Source organism: Enterobacter sp. BWH64 (genome assembly GCF_001037645.1).
In the GTDB taxonomy this organism is placed as follows: domain Bacteria; phylum Pseudomonadota; class Gammaproteobacteria; order Enterobacterales; family Enterobacteriaceae; genus Enterobacter; species Enterobacter hormaechei_C.
Genome location: NZ_KQ089922.1, coordinates 302436 through 316525, shown reverse-complemented (window position 1 = coordinate 316525; position 14090 = coordinate 302436). Strand labels below are relative to the sequence as shown.

The 14090-nt window shown below is 55.7% G+C and carries 16 protein-coding genes; 5 read left to right on the top strand and 11 right to left on the bottom strand.

The annotated features are described in order from the left end of the window. Nucleotides 1–34 precede the first annotated feature (34 nt). Genes pstC through phoU form a run of 4 tightly spaced genes read left to right on the top strand, consistent with a single transcriptional unit; the run spans nucleotide 35 to nucleotide 3457 of the window. Nucleotides 35–994: a phosphate ABC transporter permease PstC gene (pstC, locus tag SK50_RS01540; RefSeq protein WP_015570141.1), complete on the top strand. Its 960-nt coding sequence runs from the start codon at nucleotides 35–37 to the stop codon at nucleotides 992–994. Continuing rightward, entirely contained in the window at nucleotides 994–1884 is an 891-nt protein-coding gene (gene pstA / locus SK50_RS01535) for a phosphate ABC transporter permease PstA (protein ID WP_003861156.1), read from the top strand. The genes pstC and pstA overlap by 1 nt, the downstream gene beginning before the upstream one ends. 47 nt (nucleotides 1885–1931) lie before the next feature. Next, nucleotides 1932–2705 carry a phosphate ABC transporter ATP-binding protein PstB gene (gene pstB, locus SK50_RS01530; RefSeq protein ID WP_003861154.1) on the top strand — a complete coding sequence of 258 codons (774 nt, stop codon included), beginning with the start codon at nucleotides 1932–1934 and terminating at the stop codon, nucleotides 2703–2705. 26 nt (nucleotides 2706–2731) lie between these two features. Next, nucleotides 2732–3457 carry a phosphate signaling complex protein PhoU gene (gene phoU, locus SK50_RS01525; RefSeq protein WP_003861153.1) on the top strand — a complete coding sequence of 242 codons (726 nt, stop codon included), beginning with the start codon at nucleotides 2732–2734 and terminating at the stop codon, nucleotides 3455–3457. A gap of 44 nt (nucleotides 3458–3501) precedes the next feature. Here the strand turns inward: phoU and yieH are convergent, their stop codons facing one another. Further along, complete coding sequence (yieH, locus tag SK50_RS01520) at nucleotides 3502–4167, bottom strand: 6-phosphogluconate phosphatase (RefSeq protein ID WP_017383705.1); 666 nt, start codon at nucleotides 4165–4167, stop codon at nucleotides 3502–3504. A 165-nt stretch (nucleotides 4168–4332) separates the two neighbouring features. Between yieH and adeP the strand changes: the two genes are divergently transcribed. Continuing rightward, nucleotides 4333–5670, top strand: a complete 1338-nt coding sequence (adeP, locus tag SK50_RS01515; RefSeq protein WP_017383704.1) for an adenine permease AdeP — start codon at nucleotides 4333–4335, stop codon at nucleotides 5668–5670. 88 nt (nucleotides 5671–5758) lie between these two features. Here adeP and SK50_RS01510 read toward each other — a convergent pair whose 3' ends face one another. From SK50_RS01510 to rpmH, 10 genes are all read right to left on the bottom strand, one after another. Then, nucleotides 5759–6325, bottom strand: coding sequence for an NADPH-dependent FMN reductase (locus SK50_RS01510; protein WP_003861147.1), 567 nt, complete (start codon nucleotides 6323–6325; stop codon nucleotides 5759–5761). A gap of 36 nt (nucleotides 6326–6361) precedes the next feature. Next, a complete protein-coding gene (locus SK50_RS01505) occupies nucleotides 6362–7108 on the bottom strand; it encodes a 4'-phosphopantetheinyl transferase family protein (RefSeq protein ID WP_017694032.1) in 747 nt (248 codons plus the stop codon). A 122-nt stretch (nucleotides 7109–7230) separates the two neighbouring features. Next, nucleotides 7231–8202, bottom strand: a complete 972-nt coding sequence (gene yidZ, locus SK50_RS01500) for an HTH-type transcriptional regulator YidZ (RefSeq protein ID WP_026094354.1) — start codon at nucleotides 8200–8202, stop codon at nucleotides 7231–7233. Then, entirely contained in the window at nucleotides 8171–9346 is a 1176-nt protein-coding gene (locus SK50_RS01495; protein ID WP_017694030.1) for an MFS transporter, read from the bottom strand. Before SK50_RS01495 ends, yidZ begins: the two co-directional genes overlap by 32 nt. Before the next feature lie 182 nt (nucleotides 9347–9528). Beyond that, complete coding sequence (locus SK50_RS01490) at nucleotides 9529–9936, bottom strand: GNAT family N-acetyltransferase (RefSeq protein ID WP_045343935.1); 408 nt, start codon at nucleotides 9934–9936, stop codon at nucleotides 9529–9531. 159 nt (nucleotides 9937–10095) lie between these two features. Next, entirely contained in the window at nucleotides 10096–11460 is a 1365-nt protein-coding gene (mnmE, locus tag SK50_RS01485; RefSeq protein WP_015570136.1) for a tRNA uridine-5-carboxymethylaminomethyl(34) synthesis GTPase MnmE, read from the bottom strand. Nucleotides 11461–11532: 72 nt separating this feature from the next. Continuing rightward, nucleotides 11533–13176: a membrane protein insertase YidC gene (gene yidC / locus SK50_RS01480; protein ID WP_003861138.1), complete on the bottom strand. Its 1644-nt coding sequence runs from the start codon at nucleotides 13174–13176 to the stop codon at nucleotides 11533–11535. Between the two features lie 2 nt (nucleotides 13177–13178). Beyond that, the gene (yidD, locus tag SK50_RS22965) at nucleotides 13179–13436 is read right to left on the bottom strand and encodes a membrane protein insertion efficiency factor YidD (protein WP_001307474.1); all 258 of its coding nucleotides are present in this window, start codon (nucleotides 13434–13436) and stop codon (nucleotides 13179–13181) included. Beyond that, nucleotides 13400–13759, bottom strand: a complete 360-nt coding sequence (gene rnpA, locus SK50_RS01475; RefSeq protein ID WP_003861126.1) for a ribonuclease P protein component — start codon at nucleotides 13757–13759, stop codon at nucleotides 13400–13402. Before rnpA ends, yidD begins: the two co-directional genes overlap by 37 nt. A 16-nt stretch (nucleotides 13760–13775) precedes the next feature. Then, nucleotides 13776–13916: a 50S ribosomal protein L34 gene (rpmH, locus tag SK50_RS01470; protein WP_000831330.1), complete on the bottom strand. Its 141-nt coding sequence runs from the start codon at nucleotides 13914–13916 to the stop codon at nucleotides 13776–13778. Nucleotides 13917–14090 lie beyond the last annotated feature (174 nt).

The window sequence follows — 14090 nt, the reverse complement described above, 5'->3', positions numbered from 1 at the left end:
TATTCGTAAGACGTCTCATAAAGAAGAGTAATTTATGGCTGCAACCAAGCCTGCATTTAACCCTCCGGGTAAAAAAGGTGACATGATTTTCAGCGCGCTGGTGAAACTGGCTGCGCTGATTGTGCTATTGCTGCTGGGCGGCATTATCGTGTCCCTGATTTTCTCCTCCTGGCCGAGCATTCAAAAATTTGGTTTCGCCTTCCTGTGGACCAAAGAGTGGGATGCGCCGAACGATATTTACGGTGCGCTGGTGCCGATTTACGGCACGCTGGTGACCTCTTTTATCGCCCTGCTGATTGCGGTTCCGGTGAGCTTTGGTATTGCCCTGTTCCTGACGGAACTGGCGCCAGGCTGGCTGCGACGTCCGCTGGGTATCGCCATTGAACTGCTGGCGGCCATCCCAAGTATCGTTTACGGCATGTGGGGCCTGTTTATCTTCGCGCCGCTGTTTGCGACGTACTTCCAGGAGCCGGTCGGTAACGTTCTCTCTGCCATTCCGTTTGTGGGAGCGCTGTTCTCCGGCCCGGCATTCGGTATCGGTATTCTGGCGGCAGGTGTGATCCTCGCCATCATGATTATTCCGTACATTGCGGCGGTCATGCGCGATGTCTTCGAACAAACCCCGGTGATGATGAAAGAGTCGGCCTACGGCATCGGCTGCACCACCTGGGAAGTTATCTGGCGCATCGTCCTTCCGTTCACCAAAAATGGGGTGATTGGCGGCATTATGCTGGGCTTAGGCCGCGCGCTGGGTGAAACCATGGCGGTCACCTTTATCATCGGCAACACCTACCAGCTCGACAGCGCCTCGCTCTATATGCCGGGGAACAGTATTACCTCTGCGCTGGCGAACGAATTTGCCGAAGCGGAATCCGGGCTGCACGTCGCGGCGCTGATGGAACTGGGCCTGATCCTGTTTGTTATCACCTTTATTGTGCTGGCTATCTCCAAGCTGATGATTATGCGTCTGGCTAAAAACGAGGGGGCACGCTAATGGCGACTCTCGACATGCAAAACACCGCTCAGCTTGCGGAATCCCGTCGCAAAATGCAGTCAAAGCGCCGGATTAAAAACCGTATTGCGCTGACGCTTTCCATGGCGACGATGGCGTTCGGCCTGTTCTGGCTGATCTGGATCCTGATGTCCACCATCACCCGGGGTATTGATGGAATGTCCCTGGCGCTGTTCACCGAGATGACGCCGCCGCCGAACACGGCGGGTGGTGGTCTGGCAAACGCCCTTGCGGGCAGCGGCCTGCTGATCTTGTGGGCGACCGTTTTCGGTACGCCGTTGGGCATCATGGCGGGTATCTATCTGGCGGAGTATGGCCGCAAGTCCTGGATCGCTGAAGTCATCCGCTTCATTAACGACATTCTGCTTTCTGCCCCGTCGATTGTGGTAGGTCTGTTTGTTTACACCATCGTGGTGGCGCAAATGGAACACTTCTCCGGCTGGGCGGGTGTGATTGCGCTGGCGCTGTTGCAGGTGCCTATCGTTATTCGTACCACTGAAAACATGCTGAAACTGGTACCGGACAGCCTGCGTGAGGCGGCTTACGCGCTGGGCACGCCGAAATGGAAGATGATTTCGGCGATCACCCTGAAAGCGTCCGTCTCGGGGATCATGACCGGTATCCTGCTGGCTATCGCCCGTATCGCCGGTGAAACCGCACCGCTGCTGTTTACCGCCCTCTCCAACCAGTTCTGGAGCACGGACATGATGCAGCCGATCGCCAACCTGCCGGTGACGATCTTTAAATTTGCGATGAGCCCATTCGCGGAATGGCAGCAGCTGGCCTGGGCCGGGGTGCTGATCATCACCCTTTGCGTACTGTTGCTGAACATTCTGGCGCGCGTCATTTTCGCGAAGAAGAAACACGGTTAAATTTTTACGGCGCGGCAGCTCGCGGCGCCGAATGAGGAAATGAGTCAATGAGTATGGTTGATACTGCCCCGGGTAAGATTCAGGTTCGTGATTTGAACTTCTACTACGGCAAATTCCATGCCCTGAAGAATATCAATCTGGATATCGCGAAGAACCAGGTAACGGCATTCATCGGTCCGTCCGGCTGTGGCAAATCCACGCTGCTGCGCACCTTTAACAAAATGTATTCGCTCTATCCGGAGCAGCGCGCAGAAGGTGAAATTCTGCTGGACGGTGACAACATCCTGACCAATACCCAGGATATCGCCCTGCTGCGTGCGAAAGTGGGGATGGTCTTCCAGAAACCCACGCCGTTCCCGATGTCGATCTATGACAACATCGCCTTTGGTGTGCGTCTGTTTGAGAAGCTCTCCCGTGCGGATATGGACGAGCGCGTGCAGTGGGCATTGACCAAGGCCGCATTATGGAACGAAACCAAAGATAAACTTCACCAGAGCGGGTACTCTCTCTCCGGTGGTCAGCAGCAGCGTCTGTGCATTGCGCGCGGTATCGCCATTCGCCCGGAAGTCTTGCTGCTGGATGAGCCGTGCTCAGCCCTGGACCCGATCTCAACCGGGCGTATCGAAGAGCTGATCACCGAGCTGAAGCAGGATTACACCGTGGTGATCGTGACCCACAACATGCAGCAGGCTGCACGTTGTTCTGACCACACGGCGTTTATGTACCTGGGCGAGTTGATTGAGTTCAGCGATACGGACGCGCTGTTCACCCGTCCGGCGAAGAAACAAACTGAAGATTATATTACTGGCCGCTACGGTTGATTTGCCTTAGTGCATGTGGAGAAACCATGGACAACCTCAATCTTAATAAACACATTTCCGGCCAGTTTAACGCAGAGCTGGAAAGCATTCGCACCCAGGTGATGACCATGGGCGGCATGGTCGAGCAGCAGCTTTCTGATGCGATCACGGCGATGCACAACCAGGACAGCGAGCTGGCGAAGCGCGTTATTGAAGGCGACCACAACGTCAATATGATGGAAGTCGCCATCGACGAAGCCTGCGTGCGCATCATTGCGAAGCGTCAGCCGACGGCGAGCGACCTGCGTCTGGTGATGGCGATCATCAAAACCATCGCCGAGCTGGAGCGTATCGGTGACGTGGCGGATAAAATCTGCCGTACCGCGCTGGAGAAATTCTCCCAGCAGCACCAGCCGCTGCTGGTGAGCCTGGAGTCTCTCGGGCGCCACACCGTGCAGATGCTGCACGACGTGCTGGACGCTTTCGCGCGCATGGATCTGGACGAAGCGGTCCGTATCTACCGTGAAGACAAGAAAGTTGACCAGGAATACGAAGGCATTGTGCGTCAGCTGATGACCTACATGATGGAAGATTCTCGTACCATTCCAAGCGTACTGACCGCGCTGTTCTGTGCGCGCTCCATCGAGCGTATCGGTGACCGTTGCCAGAACATTTGCGAATACATCTTCTATTTCGTGAAGGGGCAGGATTTCCGACACGTGGGCGGCGACGAGCTGGACAAGCTGCTGGCGGGTAAAGATCCGAAAGAGTGATATGTGTGGCGGGTGGCGCTAACGCTTACCCGCCCTACGTTAATTCAACGCGTAATATCCCACCCGCGCGCCTTCCACAACGCTGGCAGTTGCGCCAGATCGGTAAAGGTTGTCACTTTTGGATGGTCGATCGGCTTGTTGTGCGGATCGGCGCAGAAGTAAAACACCTCCATCCCCGCATCAATCCCTGACTGCGCGCCGGCAGATGAGTCATCCACCAGAATGCAGTTCTCCACGTTGACGTTCATCGCCTTCGCCGCGTGGAACATCAGCGCCGGATCGGGCTTCCAGCGCTGGATATCGTAGCCGCTGAACAGTTTTTCCGGGAAGTGGTGCAACATCTCCAGCTTGCCGAGCGAGTGCTGCATTTTGCTGACCGGTCCGTTAGAGACTACGCAGATCGGCACCGTCATCGCATCCAGCAGCGCGTTAGCGCCGGCGATAACTTCCAGCTCGGCGTCGAAGAGGCGTGCGACCTCGGCGCGGTACACCGGTTCCAGATCCGCTTTCACCAGATCCACCCCGTGCTCTTCGTTAATGATGTCAATGATCTCGTACAGCTTCACGCCCTTAAAGCGTTTAAACACCTCTTCGAGATCGAGCGTAATACCAAATTCCTGGAACATGGCGACATACGCGCGGGAACAAATGACCTCACTGTCGACCAGCGTACCGTCACAGTCGAAAAATACCGCTTCAATTCCGGACATGCCTTTCCCTTTTAACAAGTTTAACGTTTTCGTACGGCAGTTCACCGGGACGCAATCGTTGCCGTATAAGCAAAATCAATGAAAAAAGTATCCCGTAACCGCCACTATTGTCGCATTTTGGTATAGGATAGCGACGAATTTTCCCTCCTTGTTCGGAAATTGATGATGAGTCAACAACACACTACCCAGACATCTGGTCAGGGGCTGCTTGAGCGCGTGTTCAAACTGCGCGAGCACGGCACAACGGCACGCACCGAAGTGATCGCCGGTTTTACTACCTTCCTGACGATGGTCTATATCGTTTTCGTTAACCCGCAAATTCTGGGCGTGGCTGGCATGGACACCAGCGCCGTCTTTGTAACCACCTGTCTGATCGCGGCCCTTGGCAGCATCCTGATGGGCGTTTTCGCTAATCTGCCCGTGGCGCTGGCCCCGGCAATGGGTCTGAATGCGTTCTTTGCGTTCGTGGTGGTTCAGGCGATGGGCCTGCCGTGGCAGGTTGGGATGGGCGCTATTTTCTGGGGCGCGGTCGGCCTGCTGCTGCTGACCATCTTCCGCGTGCGCTACTGGATGATTGCGAACATTCCCGTGAGCCTGCGCGTGGGCATCACCAGCGGTATCGGTCTGTTCATCGGCATGATGGGGCTGAAAAACGCTGGCGTTATCGTGGCGAACCCGGAAACGCTGGTGAGCATTGGTAACCTGACCTCTCACAGCGTGCTGCTGGGCGTGCTGGGCTTCTTTATCATCGCGATCCTGGCATCGCGCAACATCCATGCTGCGGTGCTGGTCTCTATCATTGTGACCACGCTGCTGGGCTGGATGCTGGGTGACGTGCATTACAACGGTATTGTCTCTGCGCCACCGAGCGTCTCTACCGTGATTGGCCACGTTGATCTGGCGGGCTCGCTGAACCTGGGACTGGCCGGGGTGATTTTCTCCTTCATGCTGGTCAACCTGTTTGACTCCTCCGGTACGCTGATTGGCGTGACCGACAAAGCGGGTCTGGCAGATGAAAAAGGCAAATTCCCGCGCATGAAGCAGGCGCTGTATGTGGATAGCATCTCTTCCGTTGCAGGCTCTTTCATCGGTACCTCGTCTGTTACCGCTTACATTGAATCCTCTTCCGGTGTGTCCGTGGGCGGTCGTACCGGCCTGACGGCGGTAGTTGTGGGTCTGCTGTTCCTGCTGGTGATCTTCCTCTCTCCGCTGGCGGGGATGGTGCCACCATACGCGGCAGCCGGCGCGCTGATCTACGTCGGCGTGCTGATGACCTCAAGCCTGGCGCGCGTGAAGTGGGAAGATCTGACGGAAGCCGTTCCGGCATTTATTACCGCGGTGATGATGCCGTTCAGCTTCTCGATCACCGAAGGTATCGCGCTGGGCTTTATCTCTTACTGCGTGATGAAGATCGGTACCGGCCGCTTCCGCGAACTTAGCCCGTGCGTGATTATTGTGGCGCTGCTGTTTGTGCTGAAGATTGTGTTTATTGATGCACACTAAGATGCTGGTGGTGTCAGGTGGCGCTTCGCTTACCTGACCTACTGACGAGTGTAGGCCCGGTAAGCGCTAGCGCCACCGGGCTTTTTTATCAGGCCTTCACCCGCTTAATATAATCCCCAAACGCGGTCAGCTGGCCAGAGAGATGGTCACGCGTACTCTGATCCACCACTTCACCCGTCTGCGGGTCGACCTTGTTCTGAATCACGCCGCCCATAAATTCCGGCTTGTTCATCACCATCGCATCCAGGAACACCAGGATCTGACGCAGGTGATACTGGCAGCGCGCGCCGCCGATGGCGCCCATTGAGCTGGTCTGGATCAGCACAGGTTTACCAGACAGCGGCTGCTCCGGTAAACGGGACAGCCAGTCAATGGCGTTCTTCAAACCACCCGGCACCGAGTAGTTATACTCAGGCGTCACAATCACCACGCCGTCAGCCTGACGGATTTGCTCGGCTATCGCTTCCACACTCTGCGGGAACCCTTCTTCCTGCTGAACGTCAGCATCATAAAGCGGGATGTCGCCAATGGACGGCAGGGCACTGATCTCCATTCCCGCAGGCGCCAGCTGCGGCAGCGTACGGGCAACCATCCCGTTAAAAGAACCTTTGCGCAGGCTTCCCAGTAACGTAACAACTTTCAACGTATCAGACATGATTACTCCTGTTTCATCATGATGATCCTGGACGGATCAGCTATGGGTGTATGCTTTTTCTGCCGGTAAACTGGTTAATCGCATCAGGCGCGCGGCGGGCTCGTTCGCGCGCTCAGGTACATCCGGAAGACTACGCCAACCGCGAGTGCTGTCAAACTCCCAGATTTTCAGCCGTTCGATGGCGGGGGTCACCGCAACGGACCAGATCAGTACGTCCTCAGCGTCGCAGAGTGCCTCTACCAGCGAGGCTTTTGTCGCGCGCAGGCGTCCGGAGCCGGGGAGCAGCTGCAACAGGCTGGCGTCGTCTGACGCCGCGCCGCTCAGTTTGCGGATGCTCTGGCGAAGGGTGATGAGCTGCGCTCTGGCTTCAACGGGATCGTTCTGGTTACGTATCCACAGCTTCTCATTGCTGGAGAGCGGGTATTCATCGAGCGCATTAGCACCATGGAAGCTGCGCGTGACGCGTTGTAGCTCCATATCCAGGCCGCAATCACCTTCCGTCGTCAGCGCGACGCCAACAATGTTGCCGGTGTACGCAATGGAAAAATGGGGGAGTGCCGGGTCCGCAAAAACCGGGCGACCTTCTGGCTGGGTGAGTATGTCCGGTAATTCGCTGGTGCCGTAGAGCATAAAAAGCAGTTCTGCGAGGAGCGCTCTGGAAGCTAAAAACCGCGTCCTGCGGTGTTCAGGTAGTTTGAGCGCCTCACTGTGACAGGCTGAAGAAAGTCTGGCCGATACGAGATGCCCTTCCGTTAATGTTCCTCGTGCAAAGTGCGTAGCCATTTTTCGCTCCTTGATAATGGTCGTAGTCGGTTAAACGGTTACATGATTATCGCTTAACTCAGCTTCTGTTTTAATCAGTAAATGGAAATAAGAGAAGCCTGAGCACCGAACTTTACATTATCTTAGGCAAAAACCTGACCTGGTGCGGTATACAGCGCTTTGATCGTCTCGCGCAGCCAGAGGATTTTCGGATTATGGCTGTTCCGTTTATGCCAGATCAGCGTGAAGGGGACGGTGAGCTTTTCTGCCTGCGCCTCATCGATGGGAATGGGCAGACAGACCAGATTACGCTGGTGGAGTTGATTGTAGTGATGGCAGTAGTGCGGCGCAGTGGCAATGTAGTTGTGATCCGGCTGGGCCGCCATAAACATCGACTGTTCAAAACCGGGCAAACTCATGGCGATGTTACGCTCCCGACCCATCTCTCTTAGCACCTCGTCGAGCGCCCAGGTGTCGCTGCGTTCCCAGAAGATGCTGATATGCGGGTAGCGCAGAAACGTCTCCAGATCCCACGCTTCATGGAGCGCGGGATGATCCTCGCGCAAATACACACACGGACGGTCACTGAACAGGATTTCGTAGTCGATAAACCACGGCATCAGCTTTAGCAGTTCGCGCGAGCGAGGGTGCGTTTCACGCCCGGTGAAGCCCAGATCCACTTCTCCGCGCGTAATGGCGTCCAGCGAATCGTAATCCCATTGGCGCAGCTTCACCGTCGCCTGTGGGTAGCGTTCATTCACCTGCTCCAGCAGGGTATTAAAGCGGATCAGCATCAGCGGTGTTTCGGCGGCGAGCACAAACTTAAGCCCGCCAGGAGAGCTATGGTGGAATTTATCGAGGATCTGGTTGCCAATCTGCATCCAGTCGGCCAAATCCTGTTCCAGACTCACCGTCAGCGGCGTGGGCAGTAGCCCTAAAGGCGTTTTTACAAACAGCGGATCGTCGAACCAGTCGCGCAGCTTCGCCAGCGATTTACTCACCGCGGACGGCGTCACGTTCATCCGCTTCGCGGCTTTGGTGACGCTGCGCTCCTGCAACAAAAGTTGCAGGCAAAGTAAAAGATTAAGATCGAGACTGCTGATGGGCTTCTTCATAGTGCGCCGCGGGCTGGATGACCATAAGTAAGGTAATGCAGAGTATGCTACAGCCAATCAGAACCCCGATCAGCATATTCAGCGCGTTAAGGCCGATCACCGCCGCCAGCCAAATCCACAGTGACGAACCGCAGACCTGCGCAATGCCCAGCACCGAGCTTGCCACGCCAGCCCGCAGCGAAAACGGGCCAAGCGCCTGACTCATCGCCACACCAAAGCCGACGGAGAATCCGGCGCAGATCAGAGTAATGCCCACCAGCATTACAGCATGTGAGGTGGCAGTCGCGAGGATCACGCCTGCGGCGAGAAACAACGTCTGTGAGGCGAGCATCAGCGTGCGCTGGCGGAAGATGTTGAGCGCAAAGGGCGTGGAGAATGAGACCGCCATGCTGACCATCGCGGTTAGCGCCATCACCGTCGAATACTCACCGCGATCGAAGCCCATCGTCTCCATCAACAACACCGGGGAAACGTTTACATAGGTAAGGATCACCGCCACGCTAAGCGTGGTGATTGTCAGCCGACTCAGGAAAAAGCGATTCATCAGCTTTTCAGCCGGATGGAGGGTTGCGGTGTGATATGGCTGTTGCGAACCGGGATGGGTCTCTTTCAGCACCAACACGGACAGGATAAAGACGATGGCGCCCATTGCGGCCATGGTCCAGAAAAGGCTCTGCCACGGAAATTTAAGCATAATCAGGTAGCCAACAACCGGTGCCAGCACCGGGATGATGCAGGTAATGCCGTTCAGCATCGACAGCACTTTAGCGCGGCGCTGGGCGCTCAAGGTATCGCGCAGAATGGCAAAGGCCACCACGTAACAGCCGCCTGCGCCAATGCCCTGGATAAAACGTCCTGACAGGAACATTGTGCTTTCCTGCGCCACTGAACAGAGTACTGATGCCAGCGCAAAGATAACTGCACCCGTAATCGCGACGGGCTGGCGGCCTGCTTTATCCGCGATTTTCCCGGCAAATACCATCGACGACGCCATTCCCGCGAGGTAGGCCGAAAACGCGATGTGCAGTTGCGCCTCGCTGGCACCCAGATCGCGGGCAATATGCGGTAGCCCCACCAGATACATATCAATGCCGGACGGATACAGCAGAACCAGCGCAAAACTACAAAACAGAAAACGAGCCATAAATCCCCCATAGATGCAGGCAAGCAGGATAGGGGGCATGGGGCGATTACGCGAGTTGCCATTTGGATAATGGTGATTTCCTGGCAGGACATCACTATAACGGAGCTGAATAAGTGAGCTACTGTATTCGATGATCTGTCGTCTGAACACGGCTATGGGTTGCTAAACAAGGAGGCTTGCAACTACCCCCAGACTCTCGCCATTCCCTCACTTTCCGGCCGGACTAATTCAAAACCGAACTTTGCGTAGAGTGCCGGTACATCAGCCACCAGAGAGACATAAGCGCCTTTGTAAGCATGACGGTCCAGCCAGTGAATAATGCTTTCCATAATGAGCCGGCCAAGGCCACGCCCCTGATGAGCGGGATCGACGGCAATATCGACTATCTCGAAGTTTAATGCTCCGTCGCCAACAATACGTCCCATACCGACAGGCACTCCCTGCCAGAGAATGTGTACGCCATAACAGCTTCGTGGCAAACCCACTTTGGCTGCCTCTGGCGGTCGTGCTGACAAGCCCGATATGCTACGTAAGCGACAAAAATCTTCGACTGAAGGAACAGATTCAACGACGGTGTATTCGGCAGTCATGATTATTACCATTAACAAAAAATTAACTTTTAGCAGTCTGGGGGGGTAATGGCAATGCCTGAAACGACTCGGGTGTCGGCCAGAGAATGATAAGAGGATAATAAAAACCTGCATTAACAGGAAGTTAATGCAGGTTAGTGGGCGTTTATGAACCCGGCGTCATTTACCAATACAGAAGCTCGAGAATATCCGGCCCAGCAGATCGTCCGACGTAAACTCCCCGGTGATCTCGCTCAAATTCTGCTGCGCCAGACGCAGCTCTTCCGCCAGCAGTTCACCGGCCCACGCGCCGATCAGCTGGGCTTTACCCTGCTCAAGGTGGCGAGCCGCCTCTTCCAGCGCCTGCAAGTGACGACGACGCGCCAGGAAGCCGCCCTCCATGCTGGTGTCGAAGCCCATGCTCTGTTTGAGATGGCTACGCAGGGCTTCCACGCCTTCTCCGGTACGGGCTGACAGGCGAATCAGTGAGTGACCATTCACATCGCTGATGCCCAGCGTTTCGCCGGTCACGTCGGCCTTATTGCGCACCACGGTGATCGGCAGTTTTGCCGGGAGACGGGCGATAAAGTCTGGCCAGATTTCAGCCGGGTCAACGGCGTCGGTTGTGGTGCCGTCCACCATAAACAGCACACGGTCGGCCTGCTCGATCTCCTGCCAGGCGCGTTCGATACCGATACGCTCGACTTCATCGCTCGCATCGCGCAGGCCAGCGGTATCAATGATGTGCAGCGGCATGCCGTCGATATGGATATGCTCGCGCAGGACATCGCGGGTGGTACCGGCTATGTCGGTCACGATCGCCGCTTCACGGCCCGCCAGGGCGTTCAGCAGGCTCGATTTTCCGGCATTAGGGCGACCAGCAATCACCACCTTCATCCCTTCACGCAGCAGGCTGCCCTGGCGCGCTTCGGCGCGAACGGCATCGAGATCGTTCATCACCTGGTTGAGCTGAGCTTCAATTTTACCGTCTGAGAGGAAGTCGATCTCCTCGTCCGGGAAGTCGATAGCCGCTTCGACATAGATTCGCAGGTGAGTAAGTGCTTCCACAAGGTGATTCACGCGTGCGGAAAATGCCCCCTGCAACGAGTTCAGCGCGGAGCGGGCTGCCTGTTCGGAACTGGCGTCGATCAGGTCGGCAATCGCCTCGGCCTGCGCCAGGTCGAGCTTATCGTTGAGGAAAGCACGCTCGGAGAACTCACCCGGCTTCGCAATGCGCAGGCCAGGCAGGGTCAGAATACGTTTTAACAGCAGGTCGAGGATCACCGGGCCGCCGTGACCCTGAAGCTCCAGCACGTCTTCGCCGGTGAAGGAGTTTGGGCCGGGGAACCACAGCGCGATGCCCTGGTCCAGCGGTGTGCCGTCGGCATCCTTAAACGGCAGATAATCAGCGTAGCGCGGCTTTGGCAGTTTACCCAGCACCGCTTCGGCCACCTCACGCGCCTTCAGGCCGGAGATGCGCAGAATGCCTACACCACCGCGTCCCGGTGGGGTTGCCTGGGCGACGATAGTGTCGTTATGGCTCATGGTTGCTCTCGTTCAATACAAATAAAAAAGGCGGTCAATCGACCGCCCTTATTTTAACGTTAACTTACCGAATCAGGACTTTTTCTTTTCGCGGCTATGCAGGCCACGTTTTTCCAGACCACGGTAAATCAGCTGCTGCTGGATGATGGTCACCAGGTTGCTGACGATATAGTACAGCACCAGACCTGACGGGAACCACAGGAAGAACACGGTGAAGATGACCGGCATAAAGGTCATGATCTTCTGCTGCATCGGGTCGGTCACGGTGGTCGGCGACATCTTCTGAATGAAGAACATCGTCACGCCCATCAGGATCGGCAGGATGTAGTACGGGTCCTGTGCGGACAGGTCATGGATCCACAGGGCGAACGGCGCGTGGCGCAGCTCAACGGAACCCATCAGCATGTAGTACAGCGCAAGGAAGATTGGCATCTGAATCAGCAGCGGGAAGCAACCACCCAGTGGGTTTACTTTCTCTGCTTTATACAGGGCCATCATCTCCTGGCTCTGACGCTGTTTGTCATCGCCCAGACGCTCACGCATAGCCTGAATCTTCGGCTGTAGCATACGCATCTTCGCCATGGAGGTGTACTGCGCTTTAGTCAGCGGGTACATGATGCCACGAACGATAAAGGTGATAACGATGATGGAGAAGCCCCAGTTACCCAGGAAGCTGTGGATGAACTTCAGCAGCTTAAACAGCGGCTGAGAGATGAACCACAACCAACCGTAATCGACGGTCAGATCCAGGTGCGGCGCAACGGCAGCCATTTTGTCCTGGATTTCCGGGCCGACCCACAGGGTGCTTGCCAGTTTACCGGTTTGACCCGGCTGCACCAGAACTGGCTGAGATTTGTAGCCGATGGCTGCAATACCGTTGCCGAGGTTCGCGGTGTAGAAGTTGTTCGTACCGTCGTTATTCGGTACCCACGCCGTCGCGAAATACTGTTGCAGCATTGCGACCCAACCGCCTTTAGAGCTGACGTTCAGGTTTTCGTTATCGGCAATGGTGTCGAATTTGTATTTCTCGTACTTGGTATCTGGCGTGGAGTAAGCCGCGCCACGGAAGGTATGCAGCGCAAAGTTGCTGCTTCCGGTATCACGGTGAGACGGCAGATTGATGGACTGCTTCAGCTGACCAAAGGTAGAGATTTCCAGCGGTTTCGCACCGGCGTTCTGTACGCTGTAGCCCACGTTCACCGCATACTCACCGCGTTTCAGGGTGAAGGTTTTGGTGAAGGTGTTGCCTGCCGCGTCGGTGTAGGTCATCGGGATAACCAGTTCGTTCTGACCATCAGCCAGCACAAACGTGTCATTCTCGACGTTATACAGTGGACGCGCACCGTTAGCCGGGTTATCCGGGCCATCACGACCGGTCAGGCCGCTCTGCGCCTGGTAGATAAATTCAGGCGTGGTTTCCAGTAACTGGAACGGTTCGGTAGACTTCAGCTCTTTCGGGTAGGTCAACAGCAGCGCCTGCTCAACATCACCACCACGGGTGTTGATAGTCAGCTCAAGCACATCGGTCTTAACCGTAATCTGTTTCCCCTGGCCACTGGCCGGTACGCCCTGGTCGGCGGCGCTACCCGCTGCGGTGGTCGTGGTCTGCGTGGTCTGCTGCTGGGGTTGAGGATTTTTATCCTGCTCCCATGCCTGCCAGATCATGAAAGACACGAACAACAAAGCGATGATAAGAAGATTGCGTTGCGAATCCATCGTTAGTGTTCTCTGGTATCAAAAGGTCCTGGAGGGACGGGGTCGTCTCCACCTGGGTGTAAAGGGTGGCATTTTAATACGCGTTTCACCGTCAACCAACTGCCTTTTATCACTCCAAACCTGCGCAATGCCTCAATTCCGTAGCTTGAGCATGTTGGCGTGAAACGACAGTGTGGCCCGAGTAGCGGACTAATCAGGCGTTGATAGACCCGAATGAGGGCTATCAGGACCCGCGAGCCAGGCGACAGTGGCGGCGCCATAATTTTTCCAACGCTTCCGAGAGAGCACGGTTATCGAGGTCGGCAACCCCTTTTTTAGCCACCACCACGAAATCCATTGAAGGCAGTTCGTGCTGACGTAAACGGAAGCTTTCGCGCGTCAGACGTTTAATCCGGTTGCGTTCATGCGCACGCTTAACGTTTTTCTTGGCGACTGTGAGACCGATGCGGGGATGCCCCAGCGAATTTTGGCGGCCGAGGATGGTGATTTGCGGCGTGCCAGCCCGTTGTGGCTGCTGGAAGACGAAAGTGAAATGAGTGGGAGTTAACAAACGTAACTCCCTGGGAAATGCGAGCTTAACCACTCAGGGGTTAGCTTTATTACTTGGAAACGGTCAGACGAGCGCGGCCTTTAGCACGACGACGTGCCAGAACCTGACGACCATTTTTAGTAGCCATACGAGCACGGAAGCCGTGAGAACGGTTGCGCTTCAGTACAGACGGTTGAAAAGTGCGTTTCATGGCGATTTCTACCTAAACTTGAAAAAATTCATGACTTTTGCGGATGCCCGACCGAGTTTCGAATGACGGACGCCGAAGCCGTGGGTGATTAAAGAGGCCGGATTGTAATAATTGTACACTCCGGAGTCAATTCTCTTTCCTTATTTCCCGCGTATTTCCGCACGATTTCGCGTG